The 19,969-nt window shown below is 52.8% G+C and carries 17 protein-coding genes; 15 read left to right on the forward strand and 2 right to left on the reverse strand.

The features are described from left to right. Positions 1–152 precede the first annotated feature (152 nt). The 3 genes from M2403_RS10535 to M2403_RS10545 all read left to right on the forward strand — a co-directional run bounded on the left by M2403_RS10535 (position 153) and on the right by M2403_RS10545 (position 3,304). On the forward strand, positions 153–647 hold the full coding sequence (locus tag M2403_RS10535) for a YfbU family protein (protein WP_165058299.1): 495 nt from the start codon (positions 153–155) through the stop codon (positions 645–647). A 27-nt stretch (positions 648–674) separates the two neighbouring features. Further along, entirely contained in the window at positions 675–1,328 is a 654-nt protein-coding gene (locus M2403_RS10540) for a sugar phosphatase (RefSeq protein ID WP_152324373.1), read from the forward strand. 143 nt (positions 1,329–1,471) lie between these two features. After that, a complete protein-coding gene (locus tag M2403_RS10545) occupies positions 1,472–3,304 on the forward strand; it encodes an SLC13 family permease (RefSeq protein WP_152324372.1) in 1,833 nt (610 codons plus the stop codon). Positions 3,305–3,318: 14 nt separating this feature from the next. Here M2403_RS10545 and yfbR read toward each other — a convergent pair whose 3' ends face one another. Then, positions 3,319–3,918 carry a 5'-deoxynucleotidase gene (gene yfbR / locus M2403_RS10550; RefSeq protein ID WP_152324371.1) on the reverse strand — a complete coding sequence of 200 codons (600 nt, stop codon included), beginning with the start codon at positions 3,916–3,918 and terminating at the stop codon, positions 3,319–3,321. 114 nt (positions 3,919–4,032) lie between these two features. After that, on the reverse strand, positions 4,033–5,247 hold the full coding sequence (locus M2403_RS10555) for a pyridoxal phosphate-dependent aminotransferase (RefSeq protein WP_165058296.1): 1,215 nt from the start codon (positions 5,245–5,247) through the stop codon (positions 4,033–4,035). Positions 5,248–6,233: 986 nt separating this feature from the next. Here M2403_RS10555 and lrhA point away from each other — a divergent pair. The 12 genes from lrhA to nuoL all read left to right on the forward strand — a co-directional run bounded on the left by lrhA (position 6,234) and on the right by nuoL (position 19,914). Beyond that, entirely contained in the window at positions 6,234–7,178 is a 945-nt protein-coding gene (lrhA, locus tag M2403_RS10560; RefSeq protein WP_152324369.1) for a transcriptional regulator LrhA, read from the forward strand. Between the two features lie 702 nt (positions 7,179–7,880). Further along, entirely contained in the window at positions 7,881–8,324 is a 444-nt protein-coding gene (locus M2403_RS10565) for an NADH-quinone oxidoreductase subunit A (protein WP_104921271.1), read from the forward strand. A 22-nt stretch (positions 8,325–8,346) separates the two neighbouring features. Further along, a complete protein-coding gene (locus M2403_RS10570) occupies positions 8,347–9,021 on the forward strand; it encodes an NADH-quinone oxidoreductase subunit B family protein (protein WP_101076105.1) in 675 nt (224 codons plus the stop codon). A gap of 81 nt (positions 9,022–9,102) precedes the next feature. Beyond that, the gene (gene nuoC / locus M2403_RS10575; RefSeq protein ID WP_152324368.1) at positions 9,103–10,902 is read left to right on the forward strand and encodes an NADH-quinone oxidoreductase subunit C/D; all 1,800 of its coding nucleotides are present in this window, start codon (positions 9,103–9,105) and stop codon (positions 10,900–10,902) included. Between the two features lie 2 nt (positions 10,903–10,904). Then, complete coding sequence (nuoE, locus tag M2403_RS10580; protein ID WP_226790007.1) at positions 10,905–11,441, forward strand: NADH-quinone oxidoreductase subunit NuoE; 537 nt, start codon at positions 10,905–10,907, stop codon at positions 11,439–11,441. Further along, positions 11,438–12,799, forward strand: coding sequence for an NADH-quinone oxidoreductase subunit NuoF (nuoF, locus tag M2403_RS10585; protein WP_152324367.1), 1,362 nt, complete (start codon positions 11,438–11,440; stop codon positions 12,797–12,799). Before nuoE ends, nuoF begins: the two co-directional genes overlap by 4 nt. A gap of 141 nt (positions 12,800–12,940) precedes the next feature. After that, on the forward strand, positions 12,941–15,667 hold the full coding sequence (gene nuoG, locus M2403_RS10590; RefSeq protein ID WP_259229103.1) for an NADH-quinone oxidoreductase subunit NuoG: 2,727 nt from the start codon (positions 12,941–12,943) through the stop codon (positions 15,665–15,667). Continuing rightward, positions 15,664–16,641 (forward strand): NADH-quinone oxidoreductase subunit NuoH, encoded by a 978-nt coding sequence (gene nuoH, locus M2403_RS10595; RefSeq protein ID WP_013574595.1) that lies wholly within the window; start codon positions 15,664–15,666, stop codon positions 16,639–16,641. The genes nuoG and nuoH overlap by 4 nt, the downstream gene beginning before the upstream one ends. A gap of 14 nt (positions 16,642–16,655) precedes the next feature. Then, positions 16,656–17,198, forward strand: coding sequence for an NADH-quinone oxidoreductase subunit NuoI (nuoI, locus tag M2403_RS10600; protein WP_112289933.1), 543 nt, complete (start codon positions 16,656–16,658; stop codon positions 17,196–17,198). A gap of 12 nt (positions 17,199–17,210) precedes the next feature. Beyond that, entirely contained in the window at positions 17,211–17,771 is a 561-nt protein-coding gene (gene nuoJ / locus M2403_RS10605; protein WP_165058292.1) for an NADH-quinone oxidoreductase subunit J, read from the forward strand. Continuing rightward, a complete protein-coding gene (gene nuoK, locus M2403_RS10610; protein WP_004936014.1) occupies positions 17,768–18,070 on the forward strand; it encodes an NADH-quinone oxidoreductase subunit NuoK in 303 nt (100 codons plus the stop codon). The genes nuoJ and nuoK overlap by 4 nt, the downstream gene beginning before the upstream one ends. Further along, positions 18,067–19,914, forward strand: a complete 1,848-nt coding sequence (gene nuoL, locus M2403_RS10615; protein ID WP_208950899.1) for an NADH-quinone oxidoreductase subunit L — start codon at positions 18,067–18,069, stop codon at positions 19,912–19,914. Before nuoK ends, nuoL begins: the two co-directional genes overlap by 4 nt. Positions 19,915–19,969: the final 55 nt, after the last annotated feature.

Raw genomic sequence — 19,969 nt, forward strand, 5'->3', positions numbered from 1 at the left:
TTTTACGCCGCATTTTGACCGGAGGAACGTCTCCTCCGGTGATTATTTCAGATGAGATCCAGACCCAAATCAAAGAATGGTGTGCTTGCGATTTCGCAGAACTTTGCGCTATGCCATGCTTTGCTCATTATGCAGACATGAGGATTTTCACGATGGAAATGACGAACGCTCAACGCCTGATTTTGTCGAATCAATATAAAATGATGACCATGCTGGACCCTGATAACGCGGAGCGTTATCGCCGGTTACAAACGGTGATCGAACGTGGTTTTGGTTTGCAAATGCGCGAGCTGGACAGGGACTTTGGCGAATTGCCGGAAGAAACCTGCCGCACCGTAATTAACATTATGGAGATGCATCATGCGATGCAGGTTTCATGGACCAATCTGAAAGACACCCAGGATTTGGATCGCCGCCGTATTGATTTCCTCGGTTTTGATGCTGCAACAGAATCCCGCTATTTAAGCTATGTCCGCTTTATGGTAAACACCGAAGGACGTTACACTGATTTTGATGCGGGGACGCACGGCTTTAACGCACAGACCAAAATGTGGGATAAATACCAGCGCATGCTGGCCGTCTGGCAATCTTGTCCTCGTCAGTATCATTTGAGCGCCGTCGAGATAGCGCAAATCATTAATGCCTAAATTGAGATAACTAAAGAGGAATTGCCTGTGGAGTGCAAAGGTTTCTTGTTCGACCTTGATGGAACGTTAGTGGATTCACTGCCCGCCGTAGAACGCTCATGGATTAACTGGGCACTCAGCTGGGGGGCCAACCCGCAGGATGTTCTGGCCTTTATTCATGGCAAACAGGCAATCACTTCTTTACGTCATTTCATGGCAGGCGCAAGCGAAGAAAAGATTCAGGAAGAGTTCGATAAACTGGAAAAGATCGAAGCCACTGATACTGAAGGGGTTACGGCGCTGCCGGGCGCTCATCTTATTCTGAGTGAACTCAGCCGTATGAATATTCCGTGGGCGATTGTGACCTCGGGTTCCATGCCGGTGGCCAGTGCGCGTCATAAAGCCGCGAATTTGCCTGAGCCGGAAGTGTTTATCACGGCAGAACAGGTTAAACACGGCAAGCCTAAGCCAGATGCTTATCTGCTGGGTGCAGAACGTCTGGGCCTGGCGCCGGAAGATTGTGTCGTGGTGGAAGATGCCGCGGCGGGCGTAATGGCCGGTCTTGCTGCCGGTTGTAAAGTGATTGCGGTTAACGCGCCGTCTGACACCCCGGGAATCGAAAACGTAGATTTCGACCTTTCCTCGCTGAAAGATTTACTGCTTAATCCTTCCGATAACGGCGTGACCGTCAGTCTGCGATAAGCGCATAAAAAGTACAATTAACGCCTTTTAATTGATATAAACCCCGCAGCCACGGGGTTTTTTTATGCCATCCTGAACCCCGTTATTCTTCAAATAACCTCATTGAGCTTATTTCTGCCATCTCAACGCAAAAGGAGTTTGTTTTGACCGGTGAATTAATCTGGGTAGTGATACTGCTTGTGATCGCCATGGTGCTGTTCGCGCGCAATACGCTGCGGATGGATATCGTGGCGTTACTCGTCATCATTGCTTTCGTGCTGAGCGGAACGCTGACCATCAATGAAGCGCTGGCCGGATTCAGCGACCCGAACGTGATTCTGATTGCGGCGCTTTTTGTTGTCGGGCACGGGCTGGTCAGGACCGGCGTGGCTTATCAGGTGGGCGACTGGCTGATGAAAGTCGCGGGTAACAGCGAAACCCGTATGCTGGTTTTACTGATGCTGACCGTCGCCGGGCTGGGCGCGTTCATGAGTTCGACCGGCGTAGTCGCGATTTTCATTCCCGTTGTTATCAGTGTCTCTGCCCGCATGAAAACCTCTCCCGCCCGCCTGATGATGCCACTGAGTTTTGCGGGGCTTATCAGCGGCATGATGACACTGGTCGCGACCCCGCCCAATATGGTGGTTAACAGCGAGTTACTGCGTGAAGGATTTGATGGTTTTGGTTTCTTCGGCGTGACGCCGGTGGGGCTGGTCGTGCTGGTAATGGGCGTAGGATATATGCTGCTTGCCCGCCGCTGGCTGTCTTCCGATGACGCCTTACAGGATAAACAGCGCTGGAAGCGTCGTACTTTTCGTGATCTTATCCGCGATTACCATCTGACCGGTCGTGCGCGGCGGATGACGGTACGTCCCGGATCTCCGCTGGTCGGCCGTACGCTGGACGACGTGCATCTGCGTTCCCGCTATGGCGCAAACGTGGTGGGGATTGAACGCTGGCGCAAATTTCGTCGCGTGATGGTCAGTGCAACCGGGAGCACCGAGCTGTGTGCCCGCGATGTGCTGCTGCTGGATATGGCTGATCCTGACGTTTCTGTCCGCCAGTTTTGTACCGATGAAATGCTTGAGCCGATGGTTTTACGCGGTGAGTATTTTTCCGAGCAGTCACGGGATGTCGGAATGGCGGAAGTGTCTCTGATCCCCGACTCCGAGTTGCTGGGTAAAACGCTGCGCGACGTGGCTTTCCGCTCAACTTACGGTCTGAACGTGGTCGGTATTCGCCGGCAGGGCGAAGCGCTCGACGGCAAACTTGTTGATGAGGTTTTACAACTGGGCGATATGTTGCTGGTGATTGGCGACTGGAAACTCATCCGCCAGCTACAACAGCAAATGCATGATTTCATTGTGCTGAATCTGCCCGCAGAAGTGGATGAAGTCGCGCCTGCACTCAGCCAGGCACCCCATGCGCTGTTTTGCCTGGCGCTGATGGTCGCGTTAATGCTTACCGACGACGTGCCGAATGCCATCGCGGCCATTATTGCCTGCATGCTGATGGGCAAGTTCCGCTGCATCACGATGGAAGGCGCATATAAAGCCATTCACTGGCCGAGTCTGCTGCTGATCGTCGGGATGATGCCTTTCGCGCTGGCGCTGCAAAAAACCGGCGGGGTGGCGCTGATTGTGAAAGGCCTGATGGAAGTGAGCGGGGGATACGGTCCGTACATGATGCTGCTGAGTTTGTTTGTGCTCTGCGCCGGTATAGGGTTATTTATTTCCAATACTGCAACGGCCGTACTGATGGCGCCGATCGCCATTGCGGCGGCGCATCAGATGGGTGTTTCGCCTTACCCGTTTACCATGATTATCGCGATTGCGGCCTCAGCGGCGTTTATGACGCCGGTTTCATCACCGGTGAATACGCTGGTGATGGTGCCCGGTAACTACAAGTTCGGCGATTTCATCCGTATCGGCGTGCCTTTTACGCTGCTGGTGATGGTCGTCAGCATTTTTCTGGTGCCGGTACTTTTCCCGTTCTGACGCGCGGGAGGCGATCAGAGCGGAGAATCGAGGCTGATTTCATCCAGTGACAGACTGAAGCTCGGGATAAAGACTTCCATGAAGTAGTCCATTTCCGGGCTTTTTCTGTCGGCCAGCGTCTTCTCCAGACGCGCTTTTGCCAGCGTAAACTCGTTATTCCCCGCAGACAATTCTTCCAGGCATTTCAGGTATGCGCACAAGGCATCGGCCTGTTTTACTGTCAGTTTTTCATCTTCCGTATAGTAATGCTCGTCAATCAGCGGACGGAAATCCTCCTGCAGTTCTTTCGGCAGCATTTCGATCAGTTTTTGCTGAGCAATTTTCTCGATCTTTTTGTATTCATGAGCAATTTGCGGATTGTAATACTTAATTGGTGTGGGCATATCGCCGGTCAGTACTTCACTGGCGTCATGATACATCGCCAGAAGGGCAACGCGTTCGGCGCTCAGATTGCCGTTAAATTTGCGGTTTTTAATCACGGCTAAAGCATGAGCCACAAAGGCGACCTGGAGGCTGTGTTCGGACACATTCTCGGTGCGGACGTTGCGCATCAGCGGCCAGCGGCTGATCAGTTTAAGACGGGAAAGGTGGGCGAAAAAATGGCTCTGACTCATAGCACTCTCAATAACAACGGTGAATGAGAGTCCATTGTGAGCAGTGCGAAACCGTTATGCAAATGCGGAAATGCGCAGAAAGAAAAAAGGGCGCAGATGTCTGCGCCCTGATCATTACTGACGGTAAGTTTCGAGGAAACGACCGAACTTGTTCACTGCCATTTCCAGTTCGTCTACGCGCGGAAGCGTCACGATTCGAACGTGGTCCGGATAAGGCCAGTTAAAGGCGGAACCCTGAACCAGCAGGACTTTTTGCTGTAACAGCAAATCGAGCACCATTTTCTGGTCATCCTGAATATTGAAACGCTTGGCATCAATTCGCGGGAACATATACAGCGCGCCTTTCGGCTTCACGCAGGACACACCCGGGATCTGATTAATCAGTTCCCACGCGCGGTCACGCTGTTCGACCAGGCGCCCGCCCGGCTGAATGAATTCGCTGATACTCTGGTAACCGCCCAGCGCCGTCTGAATGGCGTGCTGCATCGGAACGTTGGCACACAAACGCATCGAGGCCAGCATTTCCAGACCTTCAATATAGCCTTTGGCGTGCTTTTTCGGGCCGTTCAGTACCATCCAGCCCTGACGGAAACCGGCAACGCGGTAAGTTTTTGACAGACCATTGAAGGTTACGGTCAGAAGATCCGGCGCCAGCGACGCAATGGAAATGTGCTGAGCGTCGTCGTACAGGATCTTGTCGTAGATTTCATCGGCAAAAATGATCAGATTGTGTTCACGCGCAATCTCGACGATCTGCATCAGCAATTCCTTGCTGTACACCGCGCCGGTCGGGTTGTTCGGGTTGATGATCACAATGCCACGGGTACGCGGCGTGATTTTGTCACGAATATCGGCGATATCCGGGAACCAGTCAGCGCCCTCATCACACAGGTAATGCACCGCGTTACCGCCAGACAGGGAAACTGCGGCGGTCCACAACGGATAATCGGGCGCAGGCACCAGCATTTCATCGCCCGTGTTCAGCAATGCCTGCATTGACTGAACGATCAGCTCAGAAACACCGTTACCGATGTAAATGTCTTCAACCGTGATGTCGCGCATATCGCGCGCCTGATAGTGCTGCATGATCGCTTTACGTGCAGAAAACAGGCCTTTTGAATCACAGTAGCCCTGTGAAGTCGGCAAATTGCGGATTACGTCGATCAGGATTTCATCAGGCGCGTCGAAACCGAACGGGGCAGGGTTGCCGATGTTCAGTTTGAGGACTTTGTTGCCTTCTTCTTCAAGACGTTTTGCTTCTTTGAGCACCGGGCCGCGAATGTCATAGCAGACGTTGTCCAGTTTGTGGGATTTTTCAATCGGGGACATGTAAATAGGAGCCTTTTGCAGTAAAGCCTGTTCTTCCCTGGCGCCAGGCGACCGTAGAACAGTGCGAAGGGGTCAATTTACTCCCCCGAAGCGGGTGTGAGAAGGGCTGTGCACCGTTTTGGTGAAAAACAGCAGTAATGCGACCGGAGGTGGTTCTTTCCCATGGCTTGCATGACGGTGAATGGTTTTTAATTCTTATAATTGGTGTTTGTGTAATTTTTTATTTTGCAATAGCTGATTCTATAACCGGTAATTCCACTGTTTTTGCTGCACTACGATCTTCCTTCCAGCTTAGCGGCTGTGTTCTTTTTGGGCAGAACATCATGAAAACTTACCAAAGCTCGACAAATTCTGAAAAAAAATCGGGTGCGGATGATTAACAAGGAAAAATGTCTGATGAGAATTAGTTTTATTTATCTAATGATTAATAGTAAATGCTGGATGAATGATCATGTCGGGGCAATATCTGAAACCTATTCTTTTTTGAATAAGTGAATGCTTTACTGGCATATATATAATAAAAATCGCTATAAACAAAATTTGATAAAACAAGAAAAATCTTAATGATCATTTAACTAATGACCAGTGGCATTAAATGGTTATTCGTTTGAGCCGATGAATTTAATAGGTTATATTTCCATATCTTACTTTTATTCGTTAATTTAACTTATGTTTTTTCTCCAGATGATTTAACGATTGTCAGGGTTTTGTCAGCAGCAGGCCGGTATGTAGGTATGTGGAAGGGTTTCACGGGACGGACTATATTAATTAAGACGCTCTAATCATTCCTGCTTTGTGCGGAATTACTGTGCGTGCTTTAAAAGGTTCGATGCTCACAAAGTGGAAAACTTTCGTGCACAAATATTTCTCAATTTCACTTATCAAATGAGTGAGTATCTGCCATATCTGGTATTCTGCTTTTTGCGGGTACTTTGACGCACCATCAGGGTAGCTTGTTATTAGATTCTATAAAGTGAAGAAAAACTATGACAATAGCAAATCGTCCAATCCTCAATCTCGACCTTGACCTGTTGAGGACATTTGTCGCTGTTGCCGATTTAAATACGTTCGCTGCGGCAGCTGCTGCCGTGTGTCGTACTCAGTCGGCGGTCAGCCAACAGATGCAACGTCTAGAACAACTCGTTGGAAAAGAACTGTTTGCCAGACATGGACGCAATAAATTATTAACTGAACATGGTATTCAGTTATTGGGGTACGCACGGAAAATTCTTCGTTTTAACGACGAAGCGTGCACCTCTTTGATGTACAGCAACGTCCAGGGCGGGATAACGATTGGTGCGTCAGACGATACGGCTGACACCATCTTACCTTTCCTGCTCAGCCGCGTGACTTCGGTATATCCAAAGTTGTCTATTGATGTTCGCGTGAAACGCAGCCCGTTTATGTTGTCGATGCTGGAAAGTGAGGAAGTCGATTTGGCCATCACGACGATGACCAACACCGATCATCCGCATATCGTCCTGCGGACTTCGCCAACATTATGGTATTGCTCGGCTGATTTTGCCTATCCGTCAGGAGACAGTGTGCCGCTGGTGGTGCTGGATGAACCCAGCCCGTATCGCATGATGGCGATAGAGCATCTCAACCAGGCGGGGATCCCGTGGCGCATTGCGTATGTGGCATCAACATTGTCTGCCATTCGTGCTGCGGTTCGTGCCGGTTTGGGCGTGACTGCGCGGCCGATTGAAATGATGAGCCCGGAACTGCGTGTTTTGGGTGAGCAGGATGGTCTGCCACGCTTGCCGGACACTCAGTACGTGTTGTACAAAAATGCCCGTTGCGAAAATGAACTGGCGATGGCGATTTTCAACGCTGTTGAGCAAGGGAATGATCCTTATTCTCTCAGTGCCTATGGTCCGCGTCCGGTTGTGGATGACGATCATGAGTTCCTGGCAGACTCTCAAAGTTAAAAATAAACCCGGCTTTACCTTCCGCCTCCGATCAGCGGGGCGGGGGTAAAGGTTCCTACCTCTTTAGAGGTGCAAAAGTTGTATTTTTAGCGGTTTAATTTAATAACTCCACTCAAACCTGACTTTTTCTGCATTAACCCCGTTTCTTTCCCGCTACGACTGTCATTCCCGTTGACTATCACTTCACTAAACGACGCAAAATCCTGAACTTTTTTAAGTTAAAAGAATGCATCAAATTTCTCCGTAATTCACTTGTCATTTTTTGAAAATCAATAAAACTTGTTAAATGTGTGGCCATTTCTGTCTCAAAATTGACAGAACTCTGACATGGATCAAAAAAATACCCCTATTAAGAGAGTGGAAGAGCCGACTATTCCTGCGACAATAGGAAAGCCCGAAAGATGTAATAACTCCCATCCCAGGCCCATGCTTTATCACGGTATTTAACTGACACGATTTAGCTTAAGTTCCGTCGCATGATATGTTAATTAAATGCTAAGCATGTAAACTAATGTGGAGATACTTTTGTCAAAGTTGACAAAAGGTTATAGAAAAGGGTAAAAAGCCCACAACAAATCACTGGCTTAATGCCTTGTTGAGCCGTGAACTGTGTGGTTATTAATCCTTCCCTTGAATCGATGTGGTACGCAAACTGCCGGCCCTAAGAGCAGATGCCAAAGTGCCACTTTTGATGAGTAAGCAATGAGTATGTCAACAGCCACTGAAGTCATCGCTCAACATTGGGCGTTCGCCGTTTTTCTTATCGTTGCCGTTGGGCTGTGCTGCCTGATGTTACTGGGCGCCGCGTTCCTTGGCGGGAGAGCCAGAGCACGCTACAAAAACACGCCTTTTGAATCAGGTATCGCCTCGGTGGGCACTGCCCGTCTGCGCCTTTCCGCAAAGTTCTATCTGGTTGCAATGTTTTTCGTCATTTTCGACGTTGAAGCCCTGTATCTCTATGCATGGTCAACGTCAATCCGCGAAAGCGGCTGGACGGGATTCGTTGAAGCCACCATTTTCATTTTGGTACTGCTGGCCGGTTTGTTCTATCTGGTGCGAATTGGCGCACTCGACTGGACCCCAACACGTTCGAAAGGACCTGTTAAACCGAGCCCGGCAATTAATACCAACAATCACCCTCAGTAAGCAGTCATAGCGAGGCATTAAGATGGACTATACGCTCACCCGCATAGACCCGGACGGTGAGAACGACCGTTACCCCCTGCAAAACCAGGAGGTCGTCGGCGATCCTCTTCAGGAGCAGGTTAAGCGCAGCGTTTTCATGGGGAATCTCCAGGAATCATTGCACGGCATGGTGAACTGGGGACGCAAAAACTCCCTCTGGCCCTACAACTTCGGCCTTTCCTGCTGCTACGTCGAAATGGTGACGTCATTCACTGCGGTGCATGACGTTGCGCGTTTTGGGGCTGAAGTTCTGCGTGCATCACCCCGTCAGGCTGACTTCATGGTGGTTGCAGGTACCTGCTTCACCAAAATGGCCCCGGTTATTCAGCGCCTGTACGACCAGATGCTGGAACCAAAATGGGTGATTTCGATGGGCGCCTGTGCGAATTCCGGCGGCATGTACGATATTTACTCTGTTGTGCAGGGTGTGGATAAATTCCTGCCTGTCGACGTGTATATCCCGGGTTGCCCGCCGCGTCCGGAAGCGTATATGCAGGCATTACTGCTACTGCAGGAGTCTATCGGTAAAGAACGTCGCCCATTGTCATGGGTTGTCGGCGATCAGGGTGTTTACCGCGCGAATATGCAGTCTGAAAAAGAGCGTAAACGTGCTGAGCGTATTGCCGTGACAAATCTGCGTTCGCCGGACGAGATTTAACACTGCGGTCTGAGAGTCAACCCTGAGGGGTGAGGTGTCCCCCTTACGGCATAAATGACCATTTAGTGTGGTGAAAAAAATATGACAGATTTGACGACGCAAGATTCCGCCCTGCCAGCATGGCATACCCGTGATCATCTCGATGATCCGGTTATTGGCGAATTGCGTAACCGTTTTGGGCCAGAGGCCTTTACTGTTCAGGCGACCCGCACCGGAATTCCCGTGGTGTGGTTCAAACGCGAACAGGTACTGGAAGCGATTACCTTTTTACGAAAACAGCCAAAACCTTATGTCATGCTTTTCGATTTGCATGGCTTTGATGAGCGTTTACGTACTCACCGCGACGGTTTACCGGCTGCGGATTTTTCCGTTTTCTATCACCTGATCTCGGTCGAGCGTAACCGCGACATCATGATCAAGGTGGCGTTGTCAGAAAACGATCTCCATGTTCCGACCGTTACCAAGGTTTTCCCGAACGCCAACTGGTACGAGCGCGAAACCTGGGAAATGTTCGGTATTACCTTTGATGGTCACCCGCACCTGACGCGCATCATGATGCCGCAGACCTGGGAAGGTCACCCGCTGCGTAAAGATTATCCGGCGCGCGCCACCGAGTTCGACCCTTATGAGCTGACTAAGCAAAAAGAAGAACTTGAGATGGAATCGCTGACCTTCAAGCCGGAGGACTGGGGCATGAAGCGCGGTACCGACAACGAGGACTTCATGTTCCTCAACCTCGGGCCAAACCATCCGTCCGCGCACGGTGCGTTCCGTATCGTATTGCAGCTTGATGGCGAAGAAATTGTCGACTGCGTTCCGGACGTCGGTTACCACCACCGTGGTGCTGAAAAAATGGGCGAACGTCAGTCCTGGCACAGCTACATCCCGTATACCGACCGTATCGAATATCTTGGCGGTTGTGTTAACGAAATGCCTTACGTGCTGGCAGTTGAAAAACTGGCCGGTATCGTAACGCCGGATCGCGTTAACACCATCCGCGTGATGCTGTCTGAACTGTTCCGTATCAACAGCCATCTGCTGTACATCTCTACGTTTATTCAGGACGTGGGCGCGATGACGCCGGTGTTCTTTGCCTTTACCGATCGTCAGAAAATCTACGATCTGGTGGAAGCGATCACCGGTTTCCGTATGCACCCGGCCTGGTTCCGTATTGGTGGCGTTGCACATGACCTGCCGAAAGGCTGGGATCGCCTGCTGCGTGAGTTCCTTGACTGGATGCCAGCGCGTCTGGATTCCTACGTCAAAGCGGCGCTAAAAAACACCATTCTGATTGGCCGTTCCAAAGGCGTGGCTGCGTATAACGCAGATGACGCTCTGGCCTGGGGCACCACCGGTGCTGGCCTGCGCGCAACGGGTATCCCGTTCGACGTGCGTAAATGGCGTCCCTATTCTGGCTATGAAAACTTTGACTTTGAAGTTCCGACAGGTGATGGCGTCAGTGACTGCTATTCCCGCGTCATGCTCAAAGTAGAAGAACTGCGTCAGAGCCTGCGCATTCTGGAACAGTGCTACAAAAACATGCCGGAAGGCCCGTTCAAGGCGGATCACCCGCTGACCACGCCGCCACCGAAAGAGCGCACGCTGCAACACATCGAAACCCTGATCACCCACTTCCTGCAAGTGTCGTGGGGGCCGGTCATGCCTGCGCAAGAATCTTTCCAGATGGTTGAAGCAACCAAAGGGATCAACAGCTACTACCTGACCAGTGACGGCAGCACCATGAGCTACCGCACCCGTGTCCGTACGCCAAGCTTCCCGCATTTGCAGCAGATCCCGTCCGTAATCCGTGGCAGCCTGGTATCCGACCTGATCGTGTATCTGGGCAGTATCGATTTTGTAATGTCAGATGTGGACCGCTAACGATGACAGATATCAATAAAGACTCAGAAGTTCAGTACATCAACGTCAGCGAGCCCGTCGCGCCGCCGGTGTTTGTGCTGAGCGACGCTGAACGTGAAGCGATTGAGCACGAAAAACATCACTACGAAGATGCCCGCGCGGCCTCTATCGAAGCGCTGAAGATCGTGCAAAAGGCGCGTGGCTGGGTGCCTGATGGCGCTATCTACGCGATCTCCGATGTTCTGGGCATTCCTGCCAGCGACGTCGAAGGTGTGGCGACATTCTACAGCCAGATCTTCCGTCAGCCGGTGGGGCGTCATGTGATCCGTTACTGTGACAGCGTGGTGTGCCACATCACCGGTTATCAGGGGATCCAGGCTGCTCTGGAACAACAGTTGCACATCAAGCCGGGCGAAACGACCGAAGACGGACGCTTTACCCTGCTGCCGACCTGCTGCCTCGGTAATTGTGACAAAGGCCCGTCAATGATGATTGACGAGGACACGCACAGCCACCTGACGCCGGAAGCGATCGGCTCGCTACTGGAGCGCTACGCATGACCTACATTCCAAGACATATCGAACGCACACCGGAGATGCATCCGCTGACCTGGCGTATGCGTGAGGATAAACAGCCTGTCTGGTTCGACGAATACCGCAGCAAAAACGGTTACGTCGGTGCAGAAAAAGCCCTCAAAGGCATGGCTCAGGAAGAAATCGTCAATCTGGTTAAAGACGCAGGCCTGAAAGGGCGCGGCGGCGCAGGTTTCTCCACCGGTCTGAAGTGGAGTCTGATGCCGAAAGACGAAAGCATGAACATCCGCTATCTGCTGTGTAACGCCGATGAGATGGAGCCGGGTACGTATAAAGACCGCATGCTGATGGAGCAAATGCCGCACCTGCTGGTGGAAGGCATGTTGATCTCGGCATTCGCGCTGAAATCTTACCGTGGTTATATCTTCCTGCGCGGCGAATACATTGAAGCGGCTGTTAACTTACGTCGCGCGATTGCCGAAGCTACCGAGGCGGGCCTGCTGGGTAAAAACATCCTCGGCACCGGTTTTGATTTTGAACTGATTGTTCACACCGGCGCAGGGCGTTACATCTGCGGTGAAGAAACTGCGCTGATTAACTCGCTGGAAGGCCGTCGTGCTAACCCGCGTTCCAAGCCACCGTTCCCGGCATCTGCCGGAGCATGGGGTAAACCGACCTGCGTTAATAACGTCGAAACCCTGTGCAACGTGCCAGCGATCCTTGAGCACGGCGTGGACTGGTACAAAGGTATGTCTGCGGGCAAAAGTGAAGATGCCGGCACCAAACTGATGGGTTTCTCCGGCCGGGTTAAAAATCCGGGCGTCTGGGAGCTGCCGTTTGGGACTACCGCACGTGAAATTCTTGAAGATTATGCCGGTGGCATGCGCGATGGTCTGAAATTCAAAGCCTGGCAGCCGGGCGGGGCAGGGACTGACTTCCTGACCGCCGATCATCTGGACCTGCCGATGGACTTTGCCAGCATTGGTAAAGCCGGCAGCCGTCTGGGGACTGCGCTGGCGATGGCCGTGGATCACGAAATCGGCATGGTTCCGCTGGTACGCAACCTGGAAGAGTTCTTCGCCCGCGAATCTTGTGGCTGGTGTACACCGTGCCGCGATGGCCTGCCGTGGAGTGTGAAAATTCTTCGTGCGCTGGAACGGGGTGAAGGTCAGCCGGGGGATATCGAAACTCTCCTGCAACTTTGCCGCCAGCTTGGCCCGGGCAAAACCTTCTGCGCACACGCGCCGGGTGCCGTGGAGCCATTGCAGAGTGCGATTAAATATTTCCGGGAAGAATTTGAGGCGGGTATCGCCAAACAGCATTACAACAACGCACATGCGATTGCGGGCATTCAGCCAAACAATCTGCTGAAAGAGCGCTGGTAGTGAAGGCAACAGGCAGCGGACGTGAGCCCGCTGTGCGCGAATTTCCGGAACAAGGGACGCGCTGTCGAATGATATACGCCAACCCGGCAAGAATTTTTGATTAACGCCCGCTCAGGCGGGCCACGTGGAAGCATGCTGACTATGGCTACGATTCATGTAGACGGCAAAGAATACGATGTAGACGGAGCGGACAACCTGTTACAGGCTTGCCTCTCTCTCGGCCTCGATATTCCTTATTTTTGCTGGCATCCGGCGCTGGGAAGCGTCGGCGCTTGCCGCCAATGTGCGGTTAAGCAATACCAAAATGCGGAAGACACGCGCGGTCGTCTGGTGATGTCATGTATGACACCAGCGTCTGATGGCACCTTCATTTCCATCGACGACTCTGAAGCGAAAGAATTCCGTGAAAGCGTCGTGGAATGGCTGATGACCAACCACCCGCACGATTGTCCGGTGTGTGAGGAAGGCGGTAACTGTCACCTGCAGGATATGACAGTGATGACCGGCCACAGTATGCGCCGTTACCGCTTCACCAAACGTACGCATAACAACCAGGATCTCGGTCCGTTCATCTCGCATGAAATGAACCGCTGTATCGCCTGTTATCGCTGTGTCCGTTACTACAAGGATTACGCGGACGGTACTGATCTGGGCGTTTATGGCGCACACGACAACGTCTATTTCGGCCGCCCGGAAGATGGCCCGCTGGAAAGCGAGTTCTCCGGTAACCTGGTAGAAGTGTGTCCGACCGGCGTATTCACCGATAAAACGCACTCCGAACGCTATAACCGTAAATGGGACATGCAGTTTGCACCAAGCATCTGTCAGCAATGTTCTGTTGGCTGCAATACCAGCCCGGGTGAGCGTTACGGCGAACTGCGTCGTATCGAAAACCGTTATAACGGTACCGTAAACCACTACTTCCTATGCGACCGTGGTCGTTTCGGTTATGGCTATGTGAACCTGAAAGATCGTCCGAAGAAACCTTTGCAGCTGCGTGGTAATGACTGGATCGAACTTAACGCAGAACAGGCGATGCAGGGCGCGGCAGACATTATCCGTCAGGCGAAGAAAACCATCGGTATCGGTTCTCCGCGTGCCAGCCTGGAAAGCAACTTTGCGTTGCGTGAACTGGTCGGTGCTGAAAACTTTTATACCGGAATTAACGCGGCAGAGCAGGGGCGTCTGCAACTGATGCTGAACATTCTGCGCAACAGCGGTGTTCACACACCGGCGCTGCGTGAAATTGAAGATTACGATGCCGTTCTGGTGCTGGGCGAAGATTTAACCCAGACCGGTGCGCGTATCGCATTGTCTGTGCGTCAGGCTGTTAAAGGTAAAGCCCGCGCGATGGCTGCGGCTCAGCGCGTTGCCGACTGGCAAATCGCCGCTGTTCAGAACATCGGTCAGCACGCCAAACACCCGCTGTTTATGACCAACGTAGACAACACCAAACTCGACGATATCGCGGCCTACAATTACCGTGCACCGGTCGATGAGCAGGCGCGTTTCGGCTTTGCTATCGCTCATGCACTGGATAATTCTGCGCCAGCGGTCACCGATCTGGCTGATGGCCTGAGCAAGAAAATCGACGTGATCGTGCAGGCGCTGACCGGTGCCCGCAAGCCATTGATCATCACCGGTTCTAACGCCGGCTCTGACGCCATTATCGAAGCAGCGGCCAATATCGCCAAAGCGCTGAAAATTGCGGGCAGTGATGTCGGCATTACGTTCGTGGCTTCTGCGGCTAACAGCATCGGTCTTTCGATGATTGGTGGTGGCACACTCGATGAAGCACTTGAGTTGCTGACCCGTGGCGAAGCAGACAGCGCGATTGTGATGGAAAATGACCTTTACCGTCAGGCGCCTGAGGCGAAAGTCGATTCAGCATTAGCTAATGTGCAGAACCTGCTGGTCGTTGACCATCAGCGTACCCGCATCATGGATAAAGCCAGCCTGATCCTGCCTGCGGCGAGTTTTGCCGAAAGCGACGGTACGCTGGTAAATCAGGAAGGTCGCGCACAGCGCTTCTTCCAGGTTTATGACCCGGCTTACTACGACACAACGGTTGCCATGCTCGAAAGCTGGCGCTGGATGCACTCGCTGCATTCCACTATCAACAGCCGTCATGTTGACTGGACTCAGCTTGATCACGTGATTGAAGCCTGTGTTGAAGCTCTGCCACAGCTGAAAGGCATGGTAGAAGCGGCGCCAAACGCCAGCTTCCGTATTCGTGGTCAGAAGCTGGCGCGTTCTCCGGCACGTTCAAGTGGTCGTACCGCTATGCGCGCGAACATCAGCGTTCATGAACCGCGTCAGCCACAAGATAAAGACACCATGTTTGCCTTCTCGATGGAAGGGAACAACAGCCCGACAGCCAACCGCAACCAGGTGCCATTCGCCTGGGCGCCGGGCTGGAACTCACCGCAAGCCTGGAACAAATTCCAGAGTGAAGTGGGCGGCAGTCTGCGCCACGGTGATCCGGGTGTGCGTCTGATTGAAGCCGGTGAGGGAACCCTCGATTACTTCACCACGATTCCGGCGGCCTTTACTCCACAGAGCGATAACTGGCGTGTAGCGCCTTATTATCACCTGTTCGGCAGTGAAGAAATGACACAGCGCTCGAAAGTTATCCAGCAACGTATGCCACAAGCGTATGTGATGGTTAACCCGGCAGATGCTGCGCAGTTAGGGGTGAATGCAGGTTCTCAGGTGGAATTCACCTGTGCCGGTCAGACCCTCAGATTGCCCGTTCGTCTGAGTGAAACATTGAGTCAGGGCCAGGTTGGCCTGCCGCTGGGCTTGCCGGGCATTCCTCCGGTGCTGGTTGGCGCAACGGTTGAAAATCTGCGGGAGGCAGCACAATGAGCTGGTTTACACCTGTAGTCATCGATTCGTTGATCGCCATTCTGAAGGCGGTGGTGATCCTGCTGGTTGTTGTGACCTGCGGGGCCTTCATGAGCTTCGGCGAGCGCCGTTTGCTGGGCCTGTTCCAGAACCGATACGGACCAAACCGTGTCGGCTGGGGCGGTTCCCTGCAACTGGTCGCTGACATGATCAAAATGTTCTTCAAGGAAGACTGGGTACCTAAATTCACCGACAAAGCCATCTTTACGCTGGCGCCGATGATTGCGTTTACATCCCTGTTGATCTCCTTTGCGATTGTTCCGGTCAGCCCGACCTGGTTCGCCGCAGACCTGAACATCGGTATTTTGTTCTTCCTGATGATGGCCGGTCTGACCGTCTATGCGGTGTTGTTTGCTGGCTGGTCCAGTAACAACAAATACTCGCTGCTGGGGGCGATGCGTGCATCCGCTCAGACGCTGAGCTACGAAGTGTTCCTCGGCTTATCGCTGATGGGCGTCGTGGCGCAGGCGGGTTCTTTCAATCTGCAAGACATCGTCAATTCTCAGGCACATGTGTGGAACATCATCCCGCAGTTCTTTGGCTTCGTGACCTTTGCGATTGCCGGTGTGGCTGTGTGTCACCGCCACCCGTTTGACCAGCCGGAAGCCGAGCAGGAACTGGCCGACGGTTACCACATTGAATATTCCGGTATGAAATTCGGTCTGTTCTTTGTCGGGGAATACATCGGTATCGTGACTGTCTCTGCGCTGATCGTCACCTTGTTCTTCGGTGGCTGGCAGGGGCCGTTCCTGCCGCCGTTTATCTGGTTTGCGCTGAAAACCGCTTTCTTCATGGTGATGTTCATTTTGATCCGTGCTGCTTTGCCGCGTCCCCGCTACGACCAGGTGATGTCATTTGGCTGGAAAGTTTGCCTGCCACTGACCTTGCTTAATCTGCTGGCGACCGCTGCGGTCATCTTGTACAACGCGCAATAAGGGGTAATGAAACCATGACATTGAAAGACATAGTGGTCGGGTTCGGTACCCAGGTTCGCAGCTTGTGGATGATAGGCATGCACGCCTTCGCCAAGCGCGAAACCCAGATGTACCCTGAAGTTCCGGTCAATCCGCCTCCGCGCTATCGTGGCCGTATCGTGCTGACGCGCGACCCGGACGGCGAAGAGCGCTGCGTTGCCTGTAACCTGTGTGCAGTAGCTTGTCCGGTAGGCTGTATTTCTCTGCAAAAAGCAGAAATGAAAGATGGCCGCTGGTATCCGGAGTTCTTCCGCATCAACTTCTCACGCTGCATTTTCTGCGGTTTGTGTGAAGAAGCCTGCCCGACAACAGCGATTCAGCTGACGCCGGACTTCGAGCTGGGCGAATTCAAACGCCAGGATCTGGTGTACGAAAAAGAAGATCTGTTGATTTCTGGGCCGGGTAAATATCCGGAATACAATTTCTACCGGATGGCCGGTATGGCGATTGACGGCAAGTCGAAAGGCGAAGCTGAAAACGAAGCCAAACCGATCAACGTCAAAGGTCTGTTGCCTTAAGGAGCCGCAAGCATGGAATTTGCATTTTATATTGCAGCCCTGGTGGCCGTGTTGGCGACATTGCGTGTTATCACGCACACCAACCCGGTGCATGCACTGCTGTATCTGATCGTCTCTTTACTGGCGATTGCTGCGGTCTTCTTCTCACTCGGCGCGTACTTCGCCGGTGCACTGGAGATCATCGTTTACGCGGGCGCCATTATGGTGCTCTTCGTCTTCGTCGTGATGATGCTCAACCTCGGCAATGTCGAAGAACAGGAACGTGCCTGGCTCAAACCTGCCACCTGGATCGGGCCTTCAGTTTTGTCAGTCATCCTGCTGGTGGTGATGATCCTGTCTATCCTCGGTGTGCATGACCATGGCATCAAAGGCGACATGATTGACGCGAAAGCGGTGGGTATCGCGCTGTTCGGGCCTTACGTTCTGGCGGTTGAGCTGGCGTCAATGTTGCTGCTGGCCGGTCTGGTCGTGGCATTCCATGTTGGTCGTGAACACAAACCGGGTGAAGTCTTCGGTGACGCACCGGCCACGACCGAAATGGCTACAAAAAGAAAACCGGAGGAGAGAGCATGATCCCTCTACAACATGGTCTTATTCTGGCCGCGATCCTCTTTGTTTTGGGGCTTACCGGGCTGCTGGTTCGTCGTAATCTGTTGTTTATGCTAATCAGTCTTGAAGTGATGATTAACGCGGCAGCGCTGGCGTTTATTGTGGCGGGAAGCTACTGGGGTCAGGCAGACGGGCAGGTGATGTACATTCTGGCCATCAGCCTGGCTGCGGCGGAGGCCAGTATTGGTCTGGCGTTGCTGTTGCAACTGTATCGCCGTCGCCACACTCTCAATATTGATACTGTCAGTGAGATGCGCGGATGAACTTACTCTATTTAACTATTCTGTTCCCGCTGATTGGCTTCCTGTTACTGGCCTTTTCTCGCGGTCGCTGGTCTGAAAATACCTCCGCTACCATTGGCGTGGGTTCCATTGGTCTGGCAGCACTGACCACCGTTTATGTGGGCATCAACTTCTTCAGCCAGAAAGCGGCGGGCGTTGAAGTCTTCAACCAGCATCTGTGGAACTGGATGCAGGTGGGTGACTTCAATATTCCAGTCACACTGACGCTCGACGGTTTGTCTATGACCATGCTGTCTGTGGTAACCGGCGTCGGTTTCTTCATCCACATGTTCGCTTCCTGGTACATGCGCGGTGAAGAAGGCTACTCACGCTTCTTTGCGTACACCAACCTGTTTATCGCCAGCATGGTGGTTCTGGTACTGGCTGACAACTTGCTGCTGATGTACCTCGGCTGGGAAGGCGTGGGTCTGTGCAGCTACCTGCTGATCGGTTTCTACTACACCCATCCGGCCAACGGTGCGGCGGCGATGAAAGCCTTTATCGTGACCCGTGTTGGTGACGTATTCCTGGCTTTCGCGTTGTTCATTCTTTACCGCGAACTGGGTACGCTGAACTTCCGCGAACTGATGATCCTGGCACCGCAAAAACTGGCAGTGGGCGACACGGCAATCACCTGGGCAACCCTGATGTTACTGGGTGGCGCCGTGGGTAAATCCGCGCAGCTTCCTTTGCAGACCTGGCTGGCAGATGCGATGGCTGGTCCGACGCCGGTTTCTGCGCTGATCCACGCCGCGACCATGGTAACCGCCGGTGTTTATCTGATTGCACGTACTCATGGCCTGTTCCTGATGGCGCCGGAGATCCTGCATCTGGTGGGCATTATTGGTGCGGTAACGCTGGTTCTGGCAGGTTTTGCTGCGCTGGTACAGACCGACATCAAACGCGTTCTTGCGTACTCGACCATGAGCCAGATTGGTTACATGTTCCTGGCGCTGGGCGTTCAGGCGTGGGATGCCGCTATCTTCCACCTGATGACGCACGCATTCTTCAAAGCACTGTTGTTCCTTTCTTCCGGTTCGGTCATTTTGGCCTGCCACCACGAACAGAACATTTTCAAAATGGGTGGATTACGTAAATCCATTCCTCTTGTCTATCTCTGCTTCCTGGTCGGTGGTGCGGCGCTGTCGGCCTTGCCAATCATCACTGCGGGCTTCTTCAGTAAAGATGAAATCCTCGCGGGTGCGCTGGCTAACGGACACCTGAATCTGATGGTTGCCGGTCTGGTCGGTGCGTTTATGACCTCGCTGTACACCTTCCGCATGATCTTCATCGTGTTCCATGGCGAAGAGAAAATCAAAGCGCATGCGGGTAAAGGCATCACTCACCACCTGCCGCTGCTGGTGTTACTGGTTCTGTCCACCTTCATTGGCGCGATGATTGTTCCGCCACTGAAAGGCGTACTGCCGGATACCACTGAGCTGGCGCATGGCAGCGTGCTGACGCTGGAAATCACATCAGGCGTGATTGCAATTGCTGGCATTCTGCTGGCGGCGGCCCTGTATCTGGGTAAACGCTCGCTGGTCAACAGCATTGCGAAAAGCGCACCGGGTCGTTTCTTCACGACCTGGTGGTTCCATGCCTGGGGCTTCGACTGGCTGTACGACATGATTTTCGTGAAACCTTATCTGCTGGTCGCGAAACTCCTGCAACGTGATCCGCTGAACTCGATGATGAATCTGCCTGCGCTGTTTGCCCGTCTGGGTAACCGTGGTCTGACTCTGAGCGAAAACGGTCAGGTACGTTGGTACGTCGCGTCAATGGGGCTCGGTGCGGTCGTCGTTCTGGCGCTGCTGCTGGTGATTTAAGCCTGCATTACGGGTGTAGTTATCAATGCCGGTCTGTTGGTGTAACTGACCGGCA

The organism is Rahnella sp. BIGb0603, from assembly GCF_024808755.1.
Lineage (GTDB): Bacteria > Pseudomonadota > Gammaproteobacteria > Enterobacterales > Enterobacteriaceae > Rahnella > Rahnella contaminans.

Excerpts from the sequence above, each read along its gene's own strand:
- M2403_RS10535 (WP_165058299.1), top strand. The coding sequence starts at position 153 with ATGGAAATGACGAACGCTCAACGCCTGATTTTGTCGAATCAATATAAA.
- yfbR (WP_152324371.1), bottom strand. The coding sequence starts at position 3,918 with ATGAGTCAGAGCCATTTTTTCGCCCACCTTTCCCGTCTTAAACTGATC.
- M2403_RS10555 (WP_165058296.1), bottom strand. The coding sequence starts at position 5,247 with ATGTCCCCGATTGAAAAATCCCACAAACTGGACAACGTCTGCTATGAC.
- lrhA (WP_152324369.1), top strand. The coding sequence starts at position 6,234 with ATGACAATAGCAAATCGTCCAATCCTCAATCTCGACCTTGACCTGTTG.
- M2403_RS10565 (WP_104921271.1), top strand. The coding sequence starts at position 7,881 with ATGAGTATGTCAACAGCCACTGAAGTCATCGCTCAACATTGGGCGTTC.
- M2403_RS10570 (WP_101076105.1), top strand. The coding sequence starts at position 8,347 with ATGGACTATACGCTCACCCGCATAGACCCGGACGGTGAGAACGACCGT.
- nuoC (WP_152324368.1), top strand. The coding sequence starts at position 9,103 with ATGACAGATTTGACGACGCAAGATTCCGCCCTGCCAGCATGGCATACC.
- nuoE (WP_226790007.1), top strand. The coding sequence starts at position 10,905 with ATGACAGATATCAATAAAGACTCAGAAGTTCAGTACATCAACGTCAGC.
- nuoF (WP_152324367.1), top strand. The coding sequence starts at position 11,438 with ATGACCTACATTCCAAGACATATCGAACGCACACCGGAGATGCATCCG.
- nuoG (WP_259229103.1), top strand. The coding sequence starts at position 12,941 with ATGGCTACGATTCATGTAGACGGCAAAGAATACGATGTAGACGGAGCG.
- nuoH (WP_013574595.1), top strand. The coding sequence starts at position 15,664 with ATGAGCTGGTTTACACCTGTAGTCATCGATTCGTTGATCGCCATTCTG.
- nuoI (WP_112289933.1), top strand. The coding sequence starts at position 16,656 with ATGACATTGAAAGACATAGTGGTCGGGTTCGGTACCCAGGTTCGCAGC.
- nuoJ (WP_165058292.1), top strand. The coding sequence starts at position 17,211 with ATGGAATTTGCATTTTATATTGCAGCCCTGGTGGCCGTGTTGGCGACA.
- nuoK (WP_004936014.1), top strand. The coding sequence starts at position 17,768 with ATGATCCCTCTACAACATGGTCTTATTCTGGCCGCGATCCTCTTTGTT.
- nuoL (WP_208950899.1), top strand. The coding sequence starts at position 18,067 with ATGAACTTACTCTATTTAACTATTCTGTTCCCGCTGATTGGCTTCCTG.